General features: G+C 69.5%; 19 protein-coding genes. 13 read left to right on the top strand and 6 right to left on the bottom strand.

What is annotated here, in order from left to right; translation table 11 throughout:
• Positions 1 to 8: 8 nt before the first annotated feature.
• From gspE to QTH87_RS02640, 4 genes are all read left to right on the top strand, one after another.
• Positions 9 to 1424, top strand: a complete 1416-nt coding sequence (gspE, locus tag QTH87_RS02655; RefSeq protein ID WP_286606633.1) for a type II secretion system ATPase GspE — start codon at positions 9 to 11, stop codon at positions 1422 to 1424.
• Between the two features lie 10 nt (positions 1425 to 1434).
• Complete coding sequence (gene gspF, locus QTH87_RS02650; RefSeq protein ID WP_286606632.1) at positions 1435 to 2667, top strand: type II secretion system inner membrane protein GspF; 1233 nt, start codon at positions 1435 to 1437, stop codon at positions 2665 to 2667.
• 2 nt (positions 2668 to 2669) lie between these two features.
• On the top strand, positions 2670 to 3569 hold the full coding sequence (locus tag QTH87_RS02645; RefSeq protein ID WP_286606631.1) for a 5'-nucleotidase: 900 nt from the start codon (positions 2670 to 2672) through the stop codon (positions 3567 to 3569).
• Positions 3570 to 3671: 102 nt separating this feature from the next.
• Complete coding sequence (locus QTH87_RS02640; RefSeq protein WP_286606629.1) at positions 3672 to 5441, top strand: ABC transporter ATP-binding protein/permease; 1770 nt, start codon at positions 3672 to 3674, stop codon at positions 5439 to 5441.
• Here the strand turns inward: QTH87_RS02640 and queC are convergent.
• From queC to QTH87_RS02625, 3 genes are read right to left on the bottom strand one after another with little or no spacing between them, the layout of a single operon-like run.
• Positions 5420 to 6121, bottom strand: coding sequence for a 7-cyano-7-deazaguanine synthase QueC (gene queC, locus QTH87_RS02635; protein WP_286606627.1), 702 nt, complete (start codon positions 6119 to 6121; stop codon positions 5420 to 5422). The two genes, QTH87_RS02640 and queC, sit on opposite strands and share 22 nt — an antisense overlap.
• 32 nt (positions 6122 to 6153) lie before the next feature.
• The gene (locus QTH87_RS02630; protein ID WP_286608010.1) at positions 6154 to 6630 is read right to left on the bottom strand and encodes a cyanophycin metabolism-associated DUF1854 family protein; all 477 of its coding nucleotides are present in this window, start codon (positions 6628 to 6630) and stop codon (positions 6154 to 6156) included.
• 56 nt (positions 6631 to 6686) lie between these two features.
• Entirely contained in the window at positions 6687 to 8960 is a 2274-nt protein-coding gene (locus tag QTH87_RS02625; protein ID WP_286606626.1) for a cyanophycin metabolism-associated ABC transporter, read from the bottom strand.
• 127 nt (positions 8961 to 9087) lie between these two features.
• Between QTH87_RS02625 and QTH87_RS02620 the strand changes: the two genes are divergently transcribed.
• From QTH87_RS02620 to QTH87_RS02580, 9 genes are all read left to right on the top strand, one after another.
• Complete coding sequence (locus tag QTH87_RS02620; protein WP_286606624.1) at positions 9088 to 11328, top strand: cyanophycin synthetase; 2241 nt, start codon at positions 9088 to 9090, stop codon at positions 11326 to 11328.
• Between the two features lie 33 nt (positions 11329 to 11361).
• A complete protein-coding gene (cphA, locus tag QTH87_RS02615; protein ID WP_286606623.1) occupies positions 11362 to 13929 on the top strand; it encodes a cyanophycin synthetase in 2568 nt (855 codons plus the stop codon).
• 104 nt (positions 13930 to 14033) lie between these two features.
• On the top strand, positions 14034 to 14390 hold the full coding sequence (locus QTH87_RS02610; RefSeq protein ID WP_286606621.1) for a hypothetical protein: 357 nt from the start codon (positions 14034 to 14036) through the stop codon (positions 14388 to 14390).
• A 119-nt stretch (positions 14391 to 14509) separates the two neighbouring features.
• Complete coding sequence (locus QTH87_RS02605) at positions 14510 to 14773, top strand: hypothetical protein (protein WP_286606620.1); 264 nt, start codon at positions 14510 to 14512, stop codon at positions 14771 to 14773.
• Between the two features lie 4 nt (positions 14774 to 14777).
• Positions 14778 to 16325, top strand: a complete 1548-nt coding sequence (locus QTH87_RS02600) for a CYTH and CHAD domain-containing protein (protein WP_286606618.1) — start codon at positions 14778 to 14780, stop codon at positions 16323 to 16325.
• A gap of 163 nt (positions 16326 to 16488) precedes the next feature.
• Positions 16489 to 16839 carry an alpha/beta hydrolase gene (locus QTH87_RS02595; protein WP_286606616.1) on the top strand — a complete coding sequence of 117 codons (351 nt, stop codon included), beginning with the start codon at positions 16489 to 16491 and terminating at the stop codon, positions 16837 to 16839.
• Between the two features lie 194 nt (positions 16840 to 17033).
• Complete coding sequence (locus tag QTH87_RS02590; RefSeq protein WP_286606614.1) at positions 17034 to 17693, top strand: response regulator transcription factor; 660 nt, start codon at positions 17034 to 17036, stop codon at positions 17691 to 17693.
• Between the two features lie 55 nt (positions 17694 to 17748).
• Positions 17749 to 18726, top strand: a complete 978-nt coding sequence (locus QTH87_RS02585; RefSeq protein ID WP_506555330.1) for a formylglycine-generating enzyme family protein — start codon at positions 17749 to 17751, stop codon at positions 18724 to 18726.
• Positions 18727 to 18733: 7 nt separating this feature from the next.
• Entirely contained in the window at positions 18734 to 19678 is a 945-nt protein-coding gene (locus tag QTH87_RS02580) for a SphA family protein (protein WP_286606610.1), read from the top strand.
• Positions 19679 to 19714: 36 nt separating this feature from the next.
• Here the strand turns inward: QTH87_RS02580 and QTH87_RS02575 are convergent, their stop codons facing one another.
• The 3 genes from QTH87_RS02575 to QTH87_RS02565 all read right to left on the bottom strand — a co-directional run bounded on the left by QTH87_RS02575 (position 19715) and on the right by QTH87_RS02565 (position 21449).
• Positions 19715 to 20149 (bottom strand): hypothetical protein, encoded by a 435-nt coding sequence (locus QTH87_RS02575; protein ID WP_286606609.1) that lies wholly within the window; start codon positions 20147 to 20149, stop codon positions 19715 to 19717.
• Between the two features lie 72 nt (positions 20150 to 20221).
• Positions 20222 to 20617, bottom strand: coding sequence for a hypothetical protein (locus tag QTH87_RS02570; RefSeq protein WP_286606608.1), 396 nt, complete (start codon positions 20615 to 20617; stop codon positions 20222 to 20224).
• 10 nt (positions 20618 to 20627) lie between these two features.
• On the bottom strand, positions 20628 to 21449 hold the full coding sequence (locus QTH87_RS02565) for a hypothetical protein (RefSeq protein WP_286606606.1): 822 nt from the start codon (positions 21447 to 21449) through the stop codon (positions 20628 to 20630).
• Between the last annotated feature and the right edge of the window lie 193 nt (positions 21450 to 21642).

Genomic DNA, 21642 nt, shown 5'->3' with positions numbered 1-21642 from the left:
TCCGGCCCGTGCGCTATCCCCTTCCCTATGCCTTCGCCCGCGGGCAGCAGCTGCTGCTCGAGGAGGCCGACGACGGCAGCCTCACGCTATGGATGCCGAGGCTGCCGCCGAAGAGCGCGCTCGGCGAGGTGCTGCGCAAGTACCCCGTGCGCAGCTTCGAGCCGCTGCCGCCCGACCAGCTCGCGCAACGCATCAGCGCCGCCTACGCCAAGGGCGAATCGAACGCCGCCGCCGTGGTGAGCGAGGTGCAGGGCGACGCCGACCTCTCGCGCATGATGCAGGAGCTGCCGGCGGTCGAGGACCTGCTCGAATCGGCGGGCGACGCGCCGATCATCCGCATGCTGAACGCGCTGCTCACGCAGGCCGCGCGCGACGGCGCCAGCGACATCCACATCGAGCCCTACGAGCGCACGTCGTCGGTGCGCTTTCGCATCGACGGCACGCTGCGCGAGGTGGTCCAGCCCAACCGCGCGCTGCATGCGGCACTGATCTCGCGGCTCAAGATCATGGCCGACCTCGACATCGCCGAGAAGCGGCTGCCGCAGGACGGCCGCATCTCGCTGCGCATCGGCACGCGCGCGGTCGACGTGCGCGTGTCGACGCTGCCCTCGGCCCACGGCGAACGCGCGGTGCTGCGCCTGCTCGACAAGTCCGAGAGCAAGCTCACGCTCGAATCGGTGGGCATGCAGGGCGACACGCTGGCGCGTTTCGAGCGGCTCATCGGCCAGCCGCACGGGATCATCCTGGTCACGGGCCCGACCGGCTCGGGCAAGACCACCACGCTCTACGCCGCGCTGAGCCGGCTCGACGCCAGCAGCAGCAACATCATGACGGTCGAGGACCCGATCGAGTACGAGCTGGCGGGCGTCGGCCAGACCCAGGTCAACGCGAAGATCGATCTCACCTTCGCCAAGGCCCTGCGCGCCATCCTGCGCCAGGACCCGGACGTGATCATGATCGGCGAGATCCGCGATTTCGAGACCGCGCAGATCGCCATTCAAGCCTCGCTCACCGGCCACCTGGTGCTGGCCACGCTGCACACCAACGACTCGGTCAGCGCGGTCACGCGGCTGACCGACATGGGCGTCGAGCCCTTCCTGCTGAGCTCCTCGCTGCTCGGCGTGCTGGCCCAGCGGCTGGTGCGCAAGCTGTGCCCGGTGTGCGCCCCGGCCGCCGGCCACGAGGCGCAGCCCGTGGGCTGCGAAGCCTGCGGCCACACCGGCTACCAGGGCCGCACCGGCATCTTCGAGCTGCTGGTGGCCGACGACTCCGTGCAGGCGCTGATCCACAACCGAGCGCCCGAGAGCCAGCTTTTCGTGGCCGCCGAGCGCGGCGGCCTGCGCTCGATGCGCGAGGACGGCGAGCGCCTGGTACAGGCCGGCATCAGCTCGCGCGCCGAGCTGCTGCGCGTGACTCGCGAATAGGCGCCCGCCGATGCCCGCCTATTCCTTCGAGGCCATCGACGCCCAGGGCTCGGCCCGCAAGGGCGTTCTCGAGGCCGACACCGCGCGCGCCGCGCGCGGCATGTTGCGCGCCCAGGCGCTGATCCCGCTGGCCGTGACGCCGGTCGGCAGCGTCGAGAGCGGCGTGCCCGCAGCCCGCGGCTGGCGCCGCATGCTCGGCGGCAGGCGCATCTTCAACTCGACCACGCTGGCGGTCTGGACGCGGCAGATCGCGGGCCTGGTGTCCTCGGGCCTTTCGCTCGAGCGCGCGCTGACCGCGCTCACCGACGAGGCCGAGACCGAAGCGCAACGCGATCTGGTCGCCTCGCTGCGCGCCGAAGTCAACGCCGGCTCGCCCTTCGGCCGCGCGCTGTCGCAGCATCCGCGCGAGTTCTCCCCGATCTACGTCGCGGTGATCGGCGCCGGCGAGCAGAGCGGCAATCTGGGGCTGGTGCTCGAACGGCTGGCCGACGACCTCGAACAGCGCCAGGCGCTGCAGCAGAAGCTGGTCGGCGCGGCGCTCTATCCGGCCATCGTGACGCTGGTGGCAATCGTCATCGTGGTCTTCCTCGTGAGCTACGTGGTGCCTCAGGTGGCCAACGTCTTCGCGGGCACCAAGCGCGCGCTGCCCATCCTCACGGTGGCGATGCTGGCGCTGAGCGCCTTCGTGCGCAACTACGGCTGGCTGATGCTGGTCGGCGTGGTGGTGGCCACCATCGCCGCGCGCATGGCGCTCTCGCGGCGCGCGCTGCGCGAGCGCTTCGATGCCGCATGGCTCAACCTGCCGCTGGTCGGCAAGCTGGCTCGTGGCTACAACGCGGCGCGCTTCGCGAGCACGCTCGCGATGCTGGCCACCGCGGGCGTGCCGATCCTGCGCGCACTGCAGGCGGCTTCGGAGACGCTCAGCAACACCGCGATGCGCGCCGACGCGCTCGACGCACTGGTACTGGTGCGCGAGGGTGCGCCGCTGGCATCGGCGCTGGCACAGAAGAAGCGCTTCCCGGGCATCGTCTCGATGTTCGCGCGCCTCGGCGAGCAGACCGGCACGCTGCCGCTGATGCTGCAGCGCGCCGCCAACCAGCTCGGCGCCGAGGTGCAGCGCCGTGCGATGCACCTGGCGACCATCCTCGAGCCGCTGCTGATCGTGGCGATGGGCGGGATCGTGATGCTGATCGTGCTGGCGGTGCTGATGCCGATCATCCAGCTCAATCAATTCGTAAAGTAGCCATGGCGCCCTCCCTCGACGACAAGCTGGTGGTGGCGATCTCTTCGCGGGCGCTGTTCAATCTCGAGGAAGAGAACGCGATCTTCGAATCGGGCGACGATGCCGGCTACATGAAGCTGCAGCTCGACCGGCTCGACGTGCCGGCACGCCCCGGCATCGCCTATTCGCTGGTGCGCAAGCTCCTGCGCTTCAACGAGGCCGGCCAGCAGCGCGTCGAGGTCGTGATCCTGTCGCGCAACGATCCGGTCTCCGGCATGCGCGTGTTCCGCTCGGCCGTGGCCAACGGCATCGCGCTGCAGCGCGGCGTGTTCACGCAAGGGCGGCCGCCGTTCGGCTACCTGCGGCCGCTGCGCGCGCACCTGTTCCTCTCGGTCAATGCCGAGGACGTGCGCGAGGCCCTGATCGCCGGCTTCCCTGCCGCCCGAGTGCTGGTCGAATCGGTGCATGCGAGCGACGCCTACCCGAACGAGGTACGCATCGCCTTCGACGGCGACGCAGTGCTGTTCAGCGACGAGGCCGAACGCGTGTTCCAGGCCGAAGGTCTCGACGCCTTCCAGCTTCACGAATCGTCGAAGGCCGCGCTGCCGCTGCCCGAAGGCCCGTTCAAGCCGCTGCTGACCGCATTGCACCGGCTCCAGCAGGCCAGCGGCCCTGCGATGCGCATCCGCACCGCGCTGGTCACCGCGCGCAGCGCGCCGGCGCACGAGCGCGCGATCCGCACGCTCATGAACTGGAACATCAAGGTCGACGAGGCGATGTTCCTCGGCGGCCTGGCCAAGGGCGAGTTCCTGCGCGAGTTCGAGCCCGACTTCTTCTTCGACGACCAGACCGGCCATGTCGATGCCGCGGCGCGGCACGTGCCTTCGGGGCATGTGGCGAGCGGGATCAGCAATCTGCGCTGAGCTGGCGGGCGCTGCCTTCAGCGCGGCTTAAGAAAGCCCGCCGCGCGAGCGATACGATGAAAGCAACGCGCCCGCCGCCGGCGCGAACCCCGGACCCACGCCATGAATGTCGACTCCACAGGCTCCAAGAGCATGCTCCAGACCCTGCGCCGCATTGGCGCGCTGGCAGCGCCCTACTTCCGCTCCGAGCAGAAGTGGATGGCGCGCGGCCTGCTCGCGGCAATCGTCGCGCTCAACCTGGGCGTGGTCTACATGCTGGTGCTGAACAACCAGTGGTATGCGCGCTTCTACGATGCGCTTCAGAACAAGGACCAGGCCGTGTTCTGGCGCGAGATCGTCTACTTCTGCTGGATCGCCGCCGGCTTCATCGTGATCGCGATCCTCAAGTTCTATCTCACGCAGTTGCTGCAGCTGCGCTGGCGCGCCTGGATGACCGAGAACTACCTCGAGCGCTGGATGGCCGACCGGACCTTCTACCACCTGGAGCTCGCGCGCTACGGCCAGCACCAGGGCGGCACGCCCGACAACCCGGACCAGCGGATCCAGGAGGACATGCAGATCTTCACCGACTACACGATGACGCTGTCGATGGGCCTGCTCAATGCGGCGGTCACGCTGGTGAGCTTCATCGGCATCCTGTGGGGGCTGAGCGGCGTGGCCGACTTCACGCTGTTCGGCCACGCCTACTCGGTGCCGGGGTCGATGGTCTGGATCGCGCTGCTCTACTGTGCGGCGGGCACCGTCATCACGCACTTCATCGGCCGCCCGCTGATCGGCCTCAACTTCCAGCAGCAGCGCTTCGAGGCCGATTTCCGCCACCAGCTGATCCGGGTGCGCGAATACAGCGAGGCGATCGCGCTCGACAACGGCGAGAAGACCGTCCACGGCCAGCTGAAGCTGCGCTTCGGCGCCGTCCTCGGAAACTACCTGCAGCTGATCCGCAAGCAGAAGAACCTCGTGGCATTCACGGCGTCGTTCGGCCAGGCCTCGGTGATCTTCGCCTTCATCGTGCAGGCGCCGCGCTTCTTCAGCGGCGCGATCCAGCTCGGCCAGCTGATGCAGGTCAACTCGGCCTTCGGGCGCGTGCAGGATTCGCTGAGCTGGTTCGTCGACAACTACGACCGCGTGGCCGTCTGGCGTGCCACGGCCGACCGGCTGAGCAGCTTCGAGGCGGCCATGCAGGCCCATTCGGCAGCGGCCGACGAGCTCGAACGCGTGCCCTCCGACAACGCCGGTGGCCTGCGCGCCGAGGGCTTCGGCGTGGCGCTGCCCAACGGCGCGACGCTGATCCGCGATGCCGCGCTTGCGGTGCGCGCCGGCGATACCGTGATGCTGCAAGGCCCCTCGGGCAGCGGCAAGTCGACGCTCTTCCGGTCCTTCGCGGGCATCTGGCCCTTCGCTCGCGGCCGGGTGGCGATGCCGGCCGACGCGATGTTCGTTCCCCAGCGGCCCTACGTGCCGGACGGTCCGCTGCGCGATGCGCTGGCCTATCCGCAGACGGCCGCGGCCTTCACGGATGCCCAGCTCGTGCAGGCCCTCGACGACGCGCTGCTGCCCGATCTCGCGAAGCGGCTCGACGACAGCGATGCGTGGAGCCAGAAGCTTTCGGGCGGCGAGCAGCAACGGCTGGCGATCGCGCGCGTGCTCCTGCGCAAGCCTGCGTGGCTGTTCGCCGACGAGGCGACGAGCGCGCTCGATGCCGCCAGCGAAGCCACGATCTACAAGCGGCTGGCATCGATGGTGCAAGCTTCGGGCGGAGCGATGGTGTCGATCGCGCACCGGCCTTCGGTCGGCGAACACCACCAGCGTCGCTGGACGCTGGTGCCGCAGCCCGAGGGCAGCCCGGCGCGCTACAAGGTCGAGGCGACGTAGCGTTCCCAGCCGCGGGCGCGCAGCTCGCAGGCCGGGCAGCTGCCGCAGCCCCAGCCCCAGGCCTGGCGGTGGCTGCGGTCGCCGAGGTAGCAGGTGTGCGTGTCCTCGACGATCAAATCCACCAGCGCGGTGCCGCCGAGGCGGTGCGCCATGGCCCAAGTGGCGGCCTTGTCGATCCACATCAGCGGCGTGTCGATCACGAAGCGGCGGTCCATGCCGAGCGTGAGCGCGACCTGCATCGCCTTCATGGTGTCGTCGCGGCAGTCGGGGTAGCCCGAGAAGTCGGTCTCGCAGACGCCCGTCACGATCACCTCGAGCCCGCGCCGGTAGGCCAATGCCGCCGCCAGCGTGAGGAACAGCAGGTTGCGGCCCGGCACGAAGGTGTTCGGAAGGCCGTTGGACTGCATCTCGAAGGCGATGTCCTGCGTCAGCGACGAGGCGCTGACCTGGCCGAGCACGTCGACCGACAGCAGGTGGTCTTCACCGAGCCGCGGCGCCCACTCGGGGAAGCGCTCGCGCAGCCGGGCCAGCACGGTCAGGCGCGCGTCGAGCTCGATCCGATGCCGCTGTCCGTAGTCGAAGCCGATGGTCTCGACGCGCTCGTAGCGGGCCAGCGCATCGGCCAGGCAGGTGGTGGAGTCCTGGCCACCTGAAAAGAGAACGAGGGCGGTGCTGTGCATGGTCCGACGGACTTTAAGTGATCCCCCGCGTGCTACAGGAAGCGCTCGAGCAGCTTCCTCGACGCACGGTCGAGCGCCTTGGCATCCGGGATGCGGAACTGCACGCCGCTCGCGCTCGCGATCAGCAGGGCGCCGTCCTCGAGCCGGCGGATGTCCTCCTCGGCCTTGAGCACGAAGCGCGTGTCGCCGCGATCGGTGCTCACGGTCCAGGTGCTCGGCACGCCGAAGCTCGAGACCTTGTGCAGCCGCAGCAGCGTGGGCGCGAAGTCGCGTGCAGCGAGATCCTGCGCGATCAGTTCGCGCGCCGCCGGCGGCAAGGCGTCGAGGTGGTCGATCCAGACGCGCTCGCGGCCGTCGGGCCCGACCAGCGAGATGCCGTCGTCGGGCGCCGTGAGCGGAAAGGCCCGCACCGGCAGCACGCCGACATGAGGCACGCCGTCGTCGTCGGTCAGCACGAGGCGGCCGAAGCCGTCGCGTTCGATCTGGAGCTTCATCGGCGTGGCGCCCATGGGATGGCCTTCACTGTCGGCGGCGCTGCGAGCGCCTTCGGGCGGTCGGGCGGCGCTCATGCGTCCCCCGCCGGATGCGCGGCATGGCCGCCGAGCGCCAGCGTGACCGAGGCCCGTTCGGCCGCCGCGCCCGCGCTCTCGTCGTCGGCCTGCCGCAGCTGCGCCTGGTAGAGCCGCCAGTAGGCGTTCTGCTTTTCCATCAGCGCATCGTGCGGTCCGACCTCGACCACCTCGCCGCGGTCCATCACCACCAGACGGTCGGCCTTGCGCAGCGTCGACAGCCGGTGCGCGATCGCGATCGTGGTGCGGCCCTTCACGAGGTTGTCGAGCGCCTTCTGGATCTCCTTCTCGGTCTCGGTGTCGACCGCCGAGGTCGCCTCGTCGAGGATCAGGATGCGCGGGTCGATCAGGAGCGCACGCGCGATGCTGATGCGCTGGCGCTCGCCGCCCGAGAGGCCCTGGCCGCGCTCGCCCACCAGCGAGTCGTAGCCGTGCGCGAGGCGCAGGATGAAGTCGTGTGCATGGGCGGCGCGCGCGGCGGCGACGATCTCCTCGCGCGTCGCGTCGGGCTTGCCGTAGGCGATGTTCTGCGCGATGGTGCCGAAGAACAGGAAGGGCTCCTGCAGCACCAGGCCGACGTGGCGCCGGTAGTCGGCCACCGCGAAGCGGCGGATGTCGGTGCCGTCGACCTTGATGGCGCCATCGGTGACGTCGTAGAAGCGGCAGATCAGGTTCACCAGCGTGCTCTTGCCGGAACCGCTGTGGCCCACGAGGCCGATCATCTCGCCAGGCTCGATCACCAGGTCGAGGTCGCGGATCACGGCCCGGCTGCCGTAGCGAAAGCCCACGCCGGCCATCTCGATGCGGCCCTGCACGCGCTCGACCTTCACCGGGTTGGCGGGCTCCGGCACGTTGCTCACGTGGTCGAGGATGTCGAAGATGCGCTTGGCGCCCGCAGCCGCCTTCTGCGTCACCGAGACGATCCGGCTCATCGAGTCGAGCCGCGTGTAGAAACGGCCGATGTAGGCGATGAAGGCGGTCAGCACCCCGACCGTGATGCGGCCGCGCGCCACCTGCCAGATGCCGAAGCCCCACACCACCAGCAGTCCGATCTCGGTGAGCAGCGAGACGCTGGGCGTGAAGAGCGACCAGGTCTTGTTGAGCTTGTCGTTGACCTGCAGGTTGTATTTGTTCGCTTCGCGGAAGCGGTCGGCCTCGCGCTTCTCCTGCGCGAAGGCCTTGACCACGCGGATGCCCGGGATGGTGTCGGCGAGCACGTTCGTGACCTCGCTCCAGACCCGGTCGATCTTCTCGAAGCCGGTGCGCAGCCGGTCGCGCACCACGTGGATCATCCAGGCGATGAAGGGCAGCGGCACCAGCGTGACCACGGCCAGCAGCGGATTGATCGAGAACAGGATCACGGCGGTCATCGTGATCATCAGCACGTCGGTCAGGAAGTCGAGCGCGTGCAGCGACAGGAAGACGTTGATGCGGTCGGTTTCCGAGCCGATGCGCGCCATCAGGTCGCCCGTGCGCTTGCCGCCGAAGTAGTCGAGCGGCAGCGTCAGCAGATGTTCGTAGGTCGTGGTGCGCAGATCGGCGCCGATGCGCTCGGACACCAGCGCGAGCAGGTAGGTCCGGGCCCAGCCCAGCGCCCAGCCGGCCAGCGCGGCAGCCAGCAGCGCGGACAGGAACATCACGACCTTCGTGACCGCGATCTGCTGGCCGTTCTGGAACGGGATCAGGATGTCGTCCATCAGCGGGATCGTGAGGTACGGCGGCACCAGGGTGGCGGCGGTCGAGGCCAGCGTGAGCAGGAAGCCCGCGATCAGCTGCTTGCGGTAGGGCCGGGCGAAGCGGCCCAGGCGCAGCAGCACCCAGGTCGAGGGCGGCGCCTGCAGCTCGGTCTCCCCGATCGGGTCCTCCGCCTCGGTCCGGGCTGTCGCCTGGGCGACTCCCGCCATCCGGGCATCGAAGAGCTTCTGGAGCCGCAGCGCGCCCGCCTGCTGGGCCAGCGTGCAGCGCCAGCGTGCCCGGAGCGCCTGTCCGTCGTGCAATTCCAGCGTGCCGACCCCCGCGTGATCGCTCCAGTAGAGCGCCAGGCCGCCGTCGCCGGGAATGGCCCACTCGGTCCAGGCGCCCGCGGCGTCGCGGGCCAGCAGCCGGTTCTCGGTCAGCGCCAGCAGGCCCGGCTGGAAGCGAAGTTGGTCGTCGAGGTCAACCGCGAAGGTCGCCAGAACGTTTTCCGCGACGGAGAGTCGGCTTTTCAGAGCGTCTGAAGCCTCTCCGGTTTCGCCCCCCGCGGCTTCGACTGGATCGTGATGTTGCATTGTGTTTCTGTATCTCTGGCCCGCCGACGGACCCTTCATGGCGCTCCTCGCGCGCCGATTCTGACCGATGGCCATGGGCGCGCTTGAGGGCGCGTCCGTGCTCGGCCAAAGCACATCGAACGTTTTCATGACCCGTTTCGACGACATCCGCCTGCTGCGCATCAACTATTTGCGCGGCCCCAACCTCTGGACCTACCGGCCCGTGCTCGAGGTCTGGCTCGACCTGGGCGCGCTCGAGGACCATCCGTCGAACCTGATCCCCGGCTTCACCGAGCGGCTCACCACCCTGCTGCCGGCGCTGATCGAGCACCATTGCGGCGTCGGCGAGCGCGGCGGCTTCATCCAGCGCCTCAACGAAGGCACCTGGGCCGGCCACGTGCTCGAGCACGTGGTGATCGAGCTGCTGAACCTCGCCGGCATGCCGACCGGCTTCGGGCAAACCCGCAGCACCTCGCAGCACGGCGTCTATCGCATGGTGTTCCGCGCCCGCGACGAGCAGGTCGCACGGGTCGCGCTGGCCGAGGGCCACCGGCTGCTGATGGCAGCGATCAACGACCAGCCCTTCGGCGCCGCCGAGGTGCAGCGCGCGGTGGATGCGGTCAAGGCCAAGGTCGAGGATTGCTACCTCGGCCCGAGCACCGCCTGCATCGTGGGCGCCGCCGCCGACCGCGGCATCCCGCACCTGCGGCTCAATGCCGGCAACCTCGTGCAGCTCGGCTACGGCGCCAACCAGCAGCGCATCTGGACCGCCGAGACCGACTACACCAGCGCCATCGGCGAATCGATCGCGAGCGACAAGGAACTCACCAAGTCGCTGCTCGCAAGCTGCGGCGTGCCGGTGCCCGAGGGCCAGGTCGTCGCCGATGCCGACGAAGCCTGGGAAGCGGCCGAGGACATCGGCCTGCCGGTCGTGGTCAAGCCCTCGGACGCCAACCACGGACGCGGCGTCTCGCTCGAGCTTCACACCCGCGAGGAGGTCATGGCCGCCTTCGCCGTCGCCGAGCCCGAGGGCAGCGACGTGATGGTCGAGCGCTTCATCCGCGGCCACGAGCATCGACTGCTGGTGGTCGGCGGACAGGTGGTGGCGGCAGCGCGCGGCGAGATCATCACCGTCACGGGCGACGGCACTGCCACCGTGGCGCAGCTGATCGACAGCCAGCTCAACAGCGATCCGCGGCGCGGCGCCGAGGAGGAATATCCGCTCGACGTGATCGTGATCGCGACCGACGCCAAGCTGCAGCTCGAACTCAAGCGCCAGGAACTCGATGCCGACGCGGTGCCGGCCGCCGGTCGCGTGGTCACCATCCAGCGCAACGGCAACATGGCGATCGACTGCACCGACCAGGTGCACCCCGAGGTCGCGCATGCGGCGGTGCTCGCGGCCCGCGTGGTCGGCCTGGACATCGCGGGCATCGACCTGGTGGCGCTGGACATCGCGCGGCCGCTGGCCGCACAGGGCGGCGCCATCGTCGAGGTCAATGCCGGCCCCGGCCTGCTGATGCACCTGAAGCCGCTGGTCGGCTCGCCGCGCCCGGTCGGACGCGCCATCTGCGACCACCTGTTCCCCGAGGACGCGCCCGGCCGCATCCCGGTGGTCGGCGTCGCCGGCTCGCGCGACACCGCCGTGCTGTCGCGCCTGGTGGCCTGGCTGATCGGCCTCGGCGGCCGCCACACGGGCCTGGCCTGCCGCGACGGCCTGTTCCTCGAACGGCGCCGCGTCGATGCGCGCGACAGCGCCCACTGGGAAGCCGGCCATCGCCTGCTCGTGAACCGCGCCGTGCAGGCGGTGGTGATCGAGAACGGCGCCGAGACCATCCTGCGCGACGGCCTAGCCTACGACCGCTGCGAAGTCGGCATCGTGACCGACCTCGACGGCGCCGAGGCGCTGGGCGAATTCGACATCACCGAGAGCGACCAGATGGTGCGCGTGCTGCGCACCCAGGTCGACGTCGTGCTGCCCGAAGGCACGGCCGTGCTCAATGCGGCCGACCAGCGCGTGGCCGGCCTGGCGCCGCTGTGCGACGGCGACGTGATCCTCTACAGCGCCGAGCCGCAGGCCGAGGCACTGCTGCGCCACCAGACCAGCGGCGGCAAGGCCGTGCTGGTGCGCCAGGACCGCGTGGTGCTGGCCAAGGGCAGCAGCGAATCCTTCCTGCCGGGCCTGGGCCGCCTCACGATCTGGCGCGCCACCCATGCGGGCGTGAGCCTGGAGAGCCTGCTTGCGGCGGTTGCCGCGGGCTGGGCCCTGGGCATTCCCCTGAACCTGATCGGCGCCGGCGTCGAGGCCTTCGAGGCCGACCTGCAGGCGGCGCTGGCATCGCTGCAGCTGTCGCAGACCCTGGTTTCGCCGCAATCCCAACTAGCTTGAGCGGCCGGAATCGTTCCGCCGTGGAGTCCTGACATGGAAGTCACCCGCATCCGCGCCCTGCGCGGCCCCAACCTGTGGAGCCGCCACACCTGCATGGAGGCGATCGTCGCCTGCACCGGCGACGAGAACACGATCGAGCACCTGGCCGGCTTCGAGTCGCGCCTGCGCGCCCTGTTCCCGACCATCGGCGAGCTGCACCCGCTGGTGCTGGGCCAGCCGCTGGCGCTCGCCCACGTGTTCGAGAACGCCGCCGTCGCCCTGCAGTCGCAGGCCGGCTGCCCCGTCAACTTCGGCCACACCTCGCGCACGCTGGAAGAAGGCACCTACCAGGTCGCCGTCCAGTACAGCGAGGAGGCGGTCGGCCGGCGCGCGCTCGAACTGGCCGGCGAGCTGATCGCTGCGGCGCAGGCCGACACCGCCTTCGACGCCATCGCGGCCATCACCGAGCTGCGCGATCTCGACGAGTCCGAGCGCCTGGGGCCCAGCACCGGCTCGATCGTCGATGCCGCCGTGGCGCGCGGCATTCCGTACCGGCGCCTGACCAGCGGCAGCCTGGTGCAGTTCGGCTGGGGCTCCAAGCAGCGCCGCATCCAGGCCGCCGAGGTCGACAGCACCAGCGGCGTCGCCGAGTCGATCGCGCAGGACAAGGAACTCACCAAGCAGCTGCTCAACGCGGCCGGCGTTCCGGTGCCGCTGGGCCGCCCCGTGTCCGACGCCGAGGACGGCTGGGCGGCGGCCGAGGAGATCGGCCTGCCGGTGGTCGTCAAGCCGCAGGACGGCAACCAGGGCAAGGGCGTGACGGTCAACATCACGACCCGCGAGCAGCTGCTCGCGGCCTACGAATCGGCCGCCGTCTACGGCGAGGTGATGGTCGAGAAGTTCCTGCCCGGCTTCGACTTCCGCCTGCTGGTGGTCGGCGACAAGCTGGTCGCGGCGGCGCGGCGCGATCCGCCCCAGGTGATCGGCGACGGCCTGAAGTCGGTGCGAGAGCTGGTCGAGGCGGTCAACCAGGACCCGCGCCGCGGCGAGGGCCATGCCACCTCGCTGACCAAGATCCGGCTCGACGACATCGCGGTCGGCCGGCTCGAATCGCAGGACCTCACGCCCGACAGCGTGCCGGCGCTGGGCCAGCGCGTGGTGCTGCGCAACAACGCCAACCTCTCGACCGGCGGCACCGCCACCGACGTCACCGACACCGTGCACCCCGAGGTCGCGGCGCGCGCGGTCGATGCGGCGCAGATGGTCGGCCTGCACATCTGCGGCGTCGACATGGTGTGCGAGAACGTGCTGCGCCCGCTCGAGGAACAGCACGGCGGCGTGGTCGAGGTCAATGCCGCGCCCGGGCTGCGCATGCACATCTCGCCCTCGTTCGGCCGCGGTCGCGCGGTCGGCGAGGCTGTGATGGACACGCTGTTCGCGCATGGCGACGACGGCCGCATCCCGGTGGTCGCCGTGACCGGCACCAACGGCAAGACCACCACCGCACGGCTCATCAACCACCTGCTCACGGGCAGCGGCCTGCGCACCGGCATGACCAATACCGACGGCGTCTACGTCGACGGCCGCCAGACCGACAGCGGCGACTGCAGCGGTCCCAAGAGCGCGCGCAACGTGCTGCTGCATCCCGACGTCGATGCAGCCGTTTTCGAGGTGGCGCGCGGCGGCGTGCTGCGCGAGGGCCTGGGCTTCGACCGCTGCCAGGTGGCGGTGGTCACCAACATCGGCAGCGGCGACCACCTGGGCCTCAACTACATCACGACGGTCGAGGACCTGGCGGTGCTCAAGCGCGTGATCGTGCGCAACGTCGCGCCCGGCGGCTACGCGGTGCTCAACGCCGCAGATCCCAACGTGGCGGCGATGGCCACCACCTGCCCCGGCAGCGTGATCTTCTTCAGCGCCGACCGCGCCCATCCCGTGATGGCCACGCACCGCGCGCAGGGCAAGCGCACGGTGTACGTGGACGGCGATGCGATCGTGGCGGCAGAGGGCTCGTGGCGCGAGCGCATCCCGCTGCGCGACGTGCAGATCACGCGCAACGGCAGCATCGGCTTCCAGGTCGACAACGTGATGGCCTCGGTCGCGGCGGCCTGGGCCGTGGGCCTGGACTGGGAAACCATCCGCAGCGGCCTGGCGAGCTTCAAGAACGATGCGGCGGGCGTGCCCGGGCGCTTCAACGTGATGGACTACCGCGGCGCCACCGTGATCGCCGACTACGGCCACAACACCGACGCCATGCGCGCACTGGTGGCCGCGGTCGACACCATGCCGGCCAAGAAGCGCTCGGTGGTGATCAGCGGCGCCGGCGACCGCCGCGACTGCGACATCCGCGACCAGACCGCGATCCTCGGCCAGGCCTTCGACGACGTCATCCTCTATCAGGACGCGGCCCAGCGCGGCCGTGCCGACGGCGAGGTGATGGCGCTGCTGCGCCAGGGCCTGGAAGGCGCCTCGCGCACGCGCGCCATCGACGAAATCCGCGGCGAGTTCATCGCCATCGACACCGCGCTCGCGCGCCTGGCGCCCGGCGACCTGTCGCTGATCCTGGTCGACCAGGTCGAGGAAGCGCTCGCACATCTGTCGAGGCGCATCGCCGAGGGCTGATGCGTCGCTGTCCGACAGCGAGGCGCCCCTGCGCGTCCCATACTGGTTTGCAGGCGGCGCCATTCTTTGTTCTTTCTGCGTCGCCCTGTCGAAAAGGAGTGACCATGAAAATCGCACTGCGAACCTGTCTAGCCGCCCTGCTCACCACGGCCAGCCTCGCGGCCACGGCCCCGGCCTTCGCCGCCGACCCGCCGGGCAGTCTGCCCTGTGACGGCGTGCTGCAGGACAAGGCCGCCTGCCTGCGCGAGAGGGGCGCTGCCGCCCAGATGAATCGTCAGGCGGGATCGGTGGCACCCGACGCGGCAACCCTCCAACAGAACGCCCTCGCCCGCTGCGCGCGCCAGCCCGCGAGCGATCGCGAGGCCTGCGAAGCCCGCGTGACCGGCGCCGGCGCCACCGAAGTCAGAGGCAGCGTGCTCGGCGGCGGCGTGGTCCGCACCACCGAAACCCCGATCCGCTGATCGGCCCGGGGCGCGGCACGGGCGGCCGGGAATACCCTGACTCCGTCACACGACTGTCATAAACGCCGGAGGGGTGCTGGCTATAGTCATGGGAACATTGCAACGAGAAAGTCGCACCCATGAACGCCATCAAGGTCGCCCGCCGATTCATCGAGACGGATCCGACCGAACCTTCCGCCAAGATCCTTGCAAGGCTCGTCCTCGCGCTCGAATCGGAAATGAGCTTCGAGCTCGTGACGCTCTACGAGCTCGATTACAAGAGCTTCCAGCTGGCAATGGACATCCTCAGGGAATGGCGGCTCGACCGCTACTATGCGAGCAAGTCGAAGCTTTTCGACCTGTCTCTGCAGGTCAGTGAACTGAAGGACGAGTCCAAGGCCTGAGGCCGTGCACGCCTCCGATTGCGAGGCCGATGATTTGAAAGAATTCGAGCTCAAGTTCCAGGTCGATGCGACGAGCCGGGCTGCGGTGGAAGCCGCTGTCGGGCGCGGCCGGTCGCACCGCGCCCGCCTGCGCGCCCGCTACTACGACACCGAGGACGGCGCCCTTGCTGCGCGCCATGTCGTGCTGCGTGTGCGAAAGGAAGACGGTGCCTGGATCCAGACCGCCAAGGCGCCCGGCGAGCTTCCGGTCGAACGCCTGGAGCACAACGTCGAGCTGGCGCCCGTGCGCGCGGGGCAGCAGCCCGCACCGCGCATCGATCGGCACCACGGCACGCCCGTCGGCGAGCGCATCGCCGAGGCCCTGCGCGAGGCCGGCCACACCGACGCGGGCGCCGAGCCTGTGCTGGTCCCGCTCTATGGCACCGACGTCTGGCGAACCATGCGCGAGATGCGCAGCGGCGATGCGCTGGTCGAACTGGCCTTCGATCTGGGCGAGGTGCACAGCGGCGAACGCGCCCAGCCGCTGTGCGAGCTCGAAATCGAGCTCAAGCACGGCAGCGCCTCGGCCATGCTCGAACTGGCCCGGCGCTGGCGCGGCCGCTACGGACTCTGGCTCGACACCGTTTCGAAATCGGCACGCGGCGAGCGACTCGCACGCGGCGAGGCCTTCGGACCGCCGGTCAAGGCGAGCGCCCCACGGCTCGCGGAGGGCGCCGGCGGCACGCAGATCTTTCGCGCCGTGCTCGACAGCTGCCTTGCGCAGATGCTGCCGAACGCCAGCGAGATCGCCGCCGGCAGCCCCGACCCCGAGCATGTGCACCAGCTGCGCGTCGGCATCCGGCGCCTGCGCACGGCCCTGCGCGAACTGGCCGAACTCGCGCCCGCGATCGATCCCGGCTGGGAGCCGGTGCTGGCCGATGCCTTCCATGCGCTCGGCCAGCCGCGCGACCGCATGAACCTGCAGCAGGCGATGCAGCCGCGGCTGGAGGCGCTCGGTGCACCGCCGGTCGACTTCGGCGTCCCCGACGCGGCCGGTGCATCCGACGCCCGCGCGGTGGTGCGCGGCGCGGCCTTGCAGGACGTGCTGCTGCAACTGATCGTGGCCTCTGTCGCCGATGGCACCGCCCTGGGCACGCCCCTCGCGACCGAGGCTGCGGGGCCGGCGCGCAAGCTCATCCGCGCCCGCCTCGCCAGGCTGCACCACCAGGTGCTGCGCGACGGCCGGCGCTTCGAGGACCTCGACAGCGAGGCGCAGCACCGGGTGCGCAAGCGCTTGAAGCGCTTGCGCTACCTCGGCGAATTCGTGGCGCCGCTGTTCGGGCGCCGGGCGGCGCAGCGTTTCATCGAGGCCCTGGAGCCGGTGCAGGACGCGCTGGGGGAACACAACGATGCCGCGATGGCGATGAGCCTCTACCGCGACATCGCGTCCACCGATGGCGCTGCCTGGTTCGCCGTGGGCTGGCTCTCGGCCAGCCATCCGGCCAGCGCTGCCAGGTGCCGCAAGGCACTCGAGCGAATGGCCGAGGCGCGCCCCTTCTGGAACAAGCGCTGACCGCTGGCCCTGCGCGGCGAGCCTGGGCCGCCGGCATTGTTTCCGGTTCCGCAACACTGCAGTTCGTTTCAGTACGGGTTTCTACCTAGTTCCCTGGATAGACTTGAGCCACCCCGGAACGCGATGCGTCTCCGGCCCATTCATCAAGCCAGAAGGAATTGAAATGAACACCTCGAAGATCATCGCCGCCGCCGCCCTGTCGCTCGTTGCCGCCGCCGGTGCCCATGCCGAAGTCTATGACGGCGTGCACGCCCTGACCTCGGCCGCCAGCCGTGCCGAAGTCAGCGCCCAGGCCTCGGTCGCCGCCCGCGGCGCCAACCCCTACGCCGATGGCTACGGCCAGGGCGTGACCACGGTCGCCAGCGTGCGCGACCGCTCGGCAGTTCGTGCCGAAGCCGTCGCTGCGGCGCATGCCCCGAACCAGAACGTGCGCCGCGAATCCTTCGCCGGCAGCGTGATCCCCTCGCAATTCGGCGGTGCCCGCATTTCGCAGACGCGCCAGGCCGCGCTCTGATCTGCGGCGTTCCATGAAGCCGGCCCCGTCTACGCGGGGCCGGCTTTTTTTCGCCCGTAGGCAATGTCCTACGCAAAGCGGAAGGCTGATGTAAGAACATTCAGGCGCTTGCACCCAAGGGCAAGCCGCGCAGCACCTTCGGTCCGTGTTCCCGGGGCGAGCGCGTCCATCGACCTTCGGACCTGGAGAGATGCATGAGCCTGTCGAGCGAGGATTCGAACTACCAGCCCGTGGTGAGGCTCGTCGACGATGACGCGAGCTACCGGCGCACGATGCAGAAGCTGCTGCGCGCTGCCGGCCATCGCACGGCGGAGTACGGGTCCGTCGGCGAGATGCTCCTTCACGGCATCGGCAACGAGCCCGGCTGCCTGGTGCTCGACATCCACATGCCGGGCCCGAGCGGGCTCGACCTGCAGGAAATGATCGCCCACCAGCCCGAGCCCCTGCCGGTGATCTTCGTCACGGCCGAGGCCACGGTGCAGGAGACGCTGCGCGCGATGAAGGCCGGCGCGGCCGATTTCCTGTTCAAGCCGGTCGACAGCGAGACCATCCTTTCCGTGGTCGGCAAGGCAGTCGCCGACGATGCCGTGCGGCGCCGCGCCCATCGCCGGCTGTGCGCGCTTCGCAGCCGCTACTCGACGCTCAGCCCGCGCGAGCGCCAGGTGATGGAACTGGTGGTCAATGGCGCCCTCAACAAGCAGATCAGCGCGCAGCTGGGCGCCGCCGAACGCACGGTCAAGGCCCATCGGGCGCACGTGATGGCGAAGATGGAGGTGAGTTCGCTGGCCGACCTCGTGCGCGCGGTCGGGCATCTGGGCGTCGCGTCGGCCGACCTCGGGGAGGTGGGCGCCTGAGGCGGCGGTACGATGCGCGACTGCTCCCTTCTTCTGAACGAATCGCCCGCCGCACATGCCCGAACTTGCTCCTGACGCGCCCCGGACCGCACCCCATCCGGCCATGGCCTGGATTCCCGGAGGCACCTTCGTCATGGGATCCGACAACCACTATGCCGAAGAGGCTCCGGCGCACAAGGTCACGGTCCAGCCCTTCTGGATCGATTCCCACCCGGTGACGAACGCCGAGTTCAAGCGCTTCGTGGACGCCACCGGCCATGTCACGCTCGCCGAGCGTCCCGCCAGGGCCGAGGACTATCCGGGCGCCGATCCCGAGATGCTCGCGCCCTCCTCGGTCGTGTTCCAGAAGACCGCGGGACCGGTCGACATGGGCAACGTCCACAACTGGTGGCTCTACACGAAAGGCGCCGACTGGCGCCATCCGCGCGGACCCGGCAGCTCGCTGCAGGGCCTGTGGAAGCATCCCGTGGTCCATGTGGCCTGCGAGGACGCCGAGGCCTACGCCGCCTGGGCTGGCAAGGCCCTGCCGACCGAGGCCGAATGGGAGTTCGCGGCGCGTGGCGGACTGGAAGGCGCCGAGTACTGCTGGGGCGACGAATTCAAGGTCCGAGGCCGCTCGATGGCCAACACCTGGCAGGGCCAGTTCCCATGGCAGAACCTGCTCGAGGACGGCTACGAATGGACCTCGCCGGTCGGCGCCTTCGCGCCCAACGGCTACGGCCTGCACGACATGGCCGGCAACGTCTGGGAACTCACCAGCGACTGGTACCAGGAGCACGGCCGCATCACGCATGCCTGCTGCACGCTCGACAACCCGCGCGGCGGTTCACTCGAGGACAGCATGGACCCGCGCACGCCGCACGTGCGCATCCCTCGCCGCGTCATGAAGGGTGGCTCGCACCTGTGCGCGCCCAACTACTGCCACCGCTATCGGCCGGCCGCGCGCATGGGGCAGCCGATCGACACTTCCACTTCCCACATGGGCTTTCGCTGCGTCGTGCGCGTCGCCCCCGCACCGACCCCGAACCCATAGGATTTCAATGAGACCCATCCCGAGGCAGACCCTGGCCGTCGCGATCGCGCTGCTGCCGCTCGCAGCCGCTGCCACCGAAGGCGGCATGGGCCGGCCCATCACGGCCCAGCAGGTGTATTCCGATGCCGGCGTGGTCCCGCCCACGCCCGGCCTCGTGCTGGCCGTGTCGAGCATCTACTTCTCGGGCGATCTGAGCGGATCGCGGCTGGTGTCCGTCGGCCGCACGCTGAGCGCCGGCCTGGACGTCTCGGCGTCGTACAACATCGCCAACCTGACCTACATCTGGAACACCGGGCCGGGGCGCTGGAATTTCGCCTCGGCGATCGGCCTGCCGGTGCAATACACCAAGGCCGAGATCGACGTCGGCGGCCTCTACCGCGGCGTGTCGCGCAGCGACAGCAACACGCATTTCGCCGACGTGCTGGTGAATCCGATCGTGGCCGGCTACCACTTCAGCGAGACCGAGCACATCGCGTTCTCGCTGCCCTTCTATGCGCCCACCGGCTCCTACGACCCGGACCGGCTGGCCAACGCCGGACAGAACACCTGGACCTTCTCGCCGACCATCGCCTACACGAAGCTGTTTGCGGGTGGCGGCCAGTTCACGACCCTGGGCGCAGTCGATTTCTACACGCGCAACGACGACACCGACTACAAGAACGGCGCCGTGTTCCGGATCGACGCGATGTGGACCACCGCGGTTGCGCCGCAATGGCAGCTCGGCGTGGTCGGCGGCTGGATCGAGCAGTTGCAGAACGACAAGGGCCCGACCGCCGACAAGCTCAACGGCTTCAAGGGCCGTGCGGTCGGCCTCGGCCCGATCCTCACCTGGAGCGGGAAGATCGGCTCGCAACCCGCGGCCTTCTCGGCCCGCTGGGTGCACGACGTCGAGGCCAAGAACCGGCCCAAGGGCGACGGCGTGTCCGTGAGCCTGACGCTGCCCTTCCTGTGAAAGCCTGAGCGGCCGCGCGGCCGCCCGGCGCTGCTACTACTGCGGCAGAACCCGGGCGCCCTCGCCGGAGCCTTCGATGTAGACGCGCTGGCCGACGCGCAGGCCGCCCGTGACCGGCTGGGTCACGACGACCAGAACGCCACTGGTGGTGCGAACCACGACCTGCTCGCCAGCGATCGGCTGCGTGTAGCGGTTCGCGATCTCGGCACCCGCGATGCTGCCGCCGATGGTGCCCGCGACCATGGCCACGTCGCGCCCCGTACCCCCACCGATCAGGCTGCCGATGCCGAGCCCCGTCAAGCCGCCGAGCACGGCGCCGACGCCGGCGTGCTGGTTGCTCTGGATCTGCGCCGGCGTGATCTGCTCGATCACGCCTTGGCGGACGACCATCGATCCGGACTGGGGCGCTGCACAGGCCGCGAGCATGAGGACCAGCGCGAAGGCAGCGATGCGGGACAGGACTGTTTTCATGGGTGTTCGCTTTCGGGTGAAAAGAAAGGTTTCGGGTTGGAGGTTGGTACGAAGGCTGTGGATCAGCCGGGCTCAGGACCCGGACCAGGGCTCCACCAGTTCCCAGGCCGGTGACTTGGCCTTCGCGTTGCGGCAGAACACGTAGCTGCCCGCGCCGCGCAGCGTCTTGTAGCGGTTCTCGACATGCGCGAGCCGGCACTGGGCGCGGCCCTTGGGATCCTTGGCCGGCGTGACGCTGCCGCTGCTGCTGCCCGCGGCGTTGGCCCAGTCGACCTTGGCGCCATCGGCGCCGCTGTCGAGCGCGCCGTCGATCGTCTTCATCATCAGCGCCATGTCGGCCTTGCTGAACTTGGTGATCGGCGTCTCGCGCATCGAGTTGTAGATGCTCAGCGGCGTGGCCGACGCCGGCAGGGAAGCGGTCAATGCCAGGCCCAGGGCCAGGCTGCTGAAACTGTCGCGCAAGCGCATGCGGGAATCCTTATTTGGGCAGAACGAAATTGACCTGGAAGCGGACGAACCAGTCCGATGCATTGTCGGGCCGGATCACGTTGTAGCCGGCACCGACGACGAAATTCATCGGCACGAAGCCCTCGGGCCGCACCAGCAGCGAATACGAGACGCCGAGCGGCACGGTCCAGCGCTGGCTGGCGCGGTTCTGCTGCCAGTCGGCCGTGACGGTGCCGATGTAGCCGATCGACTGCCTGGCGTCCAGCCGATAGCTCACGATCGGCTGCACCGAGAAAGCGTTCACGCTGGGCATGCTCTCGTCGCCCGCGAAGGACCACACCTGGGTCGCGAGCGCACCCACGGTCCAGGCGTCGGTCTGCTTGAGCACCACCACCGCGGGTCCGAGCGACCACTTGCCGGCGCCGAGCCGGTCGTCGGTGGCGGTGCGCATGACCAGCGCCGGGCCGAAGCCCCAGATCACGCCGCTGTCGCCCGTGGGCGGCGCGAAGAAGCCTTCGTAGGTGATGTCGCCGAGGCCGTACTTGCGGTCCTGGCCCGGCAGCACCGCGGGATTGGACAGCAGCGGCACGATGGCGCGATTGATCAGCGACCAGCCGCCCTCCATCTTGATCGGGTAGACCGGCTGGATGTTGAGCGTGTATTGCGGTTTCTGGAACGGACCGGTGTTGAAGTTGGTGTTGAGCTGGAACGGCAGCGTGACGATGTCGGCGATCGGGTTCGCGAGCTGCTTCTGAAGCTCGGCGTCGGCCTGCGACTGCGCCGAGGCGCCGCCCGCGACGAGGGATGCAACTGCTGCAGCGGCGATTCGGATGGCGTGCTTCGCGATCGTCATGGGAGATTTCTCGGTTGAACTGCCGGAATGGGCGCCGTCCCCCGCATTACAAACGTTCACAAGCCGGCCGACAACCCTTTCATGCAAGGCCCGTGACCCCCATCGGCCGACGTGATTCGCACGCCACAACCCACGCATGGCGATGGCAGTTGCGAGGCGGCCGCCGTACCATGGCATGCGCGACGGACGCATG

The sequence above is a fragment of the Variovorax jilinensis genome, assembly GCF_030316885.1.
Classification (GTDB): domain Bacteria; phylum Pseudomonadota; class Gammaproteobacteria; order Burkholderiales; family Burkholderiaceae_C; genus Variovorax; species Variovorax jilinensis.
This window is presented reverse-complemented; position numbering and strand designations above follow the sequence as displayed.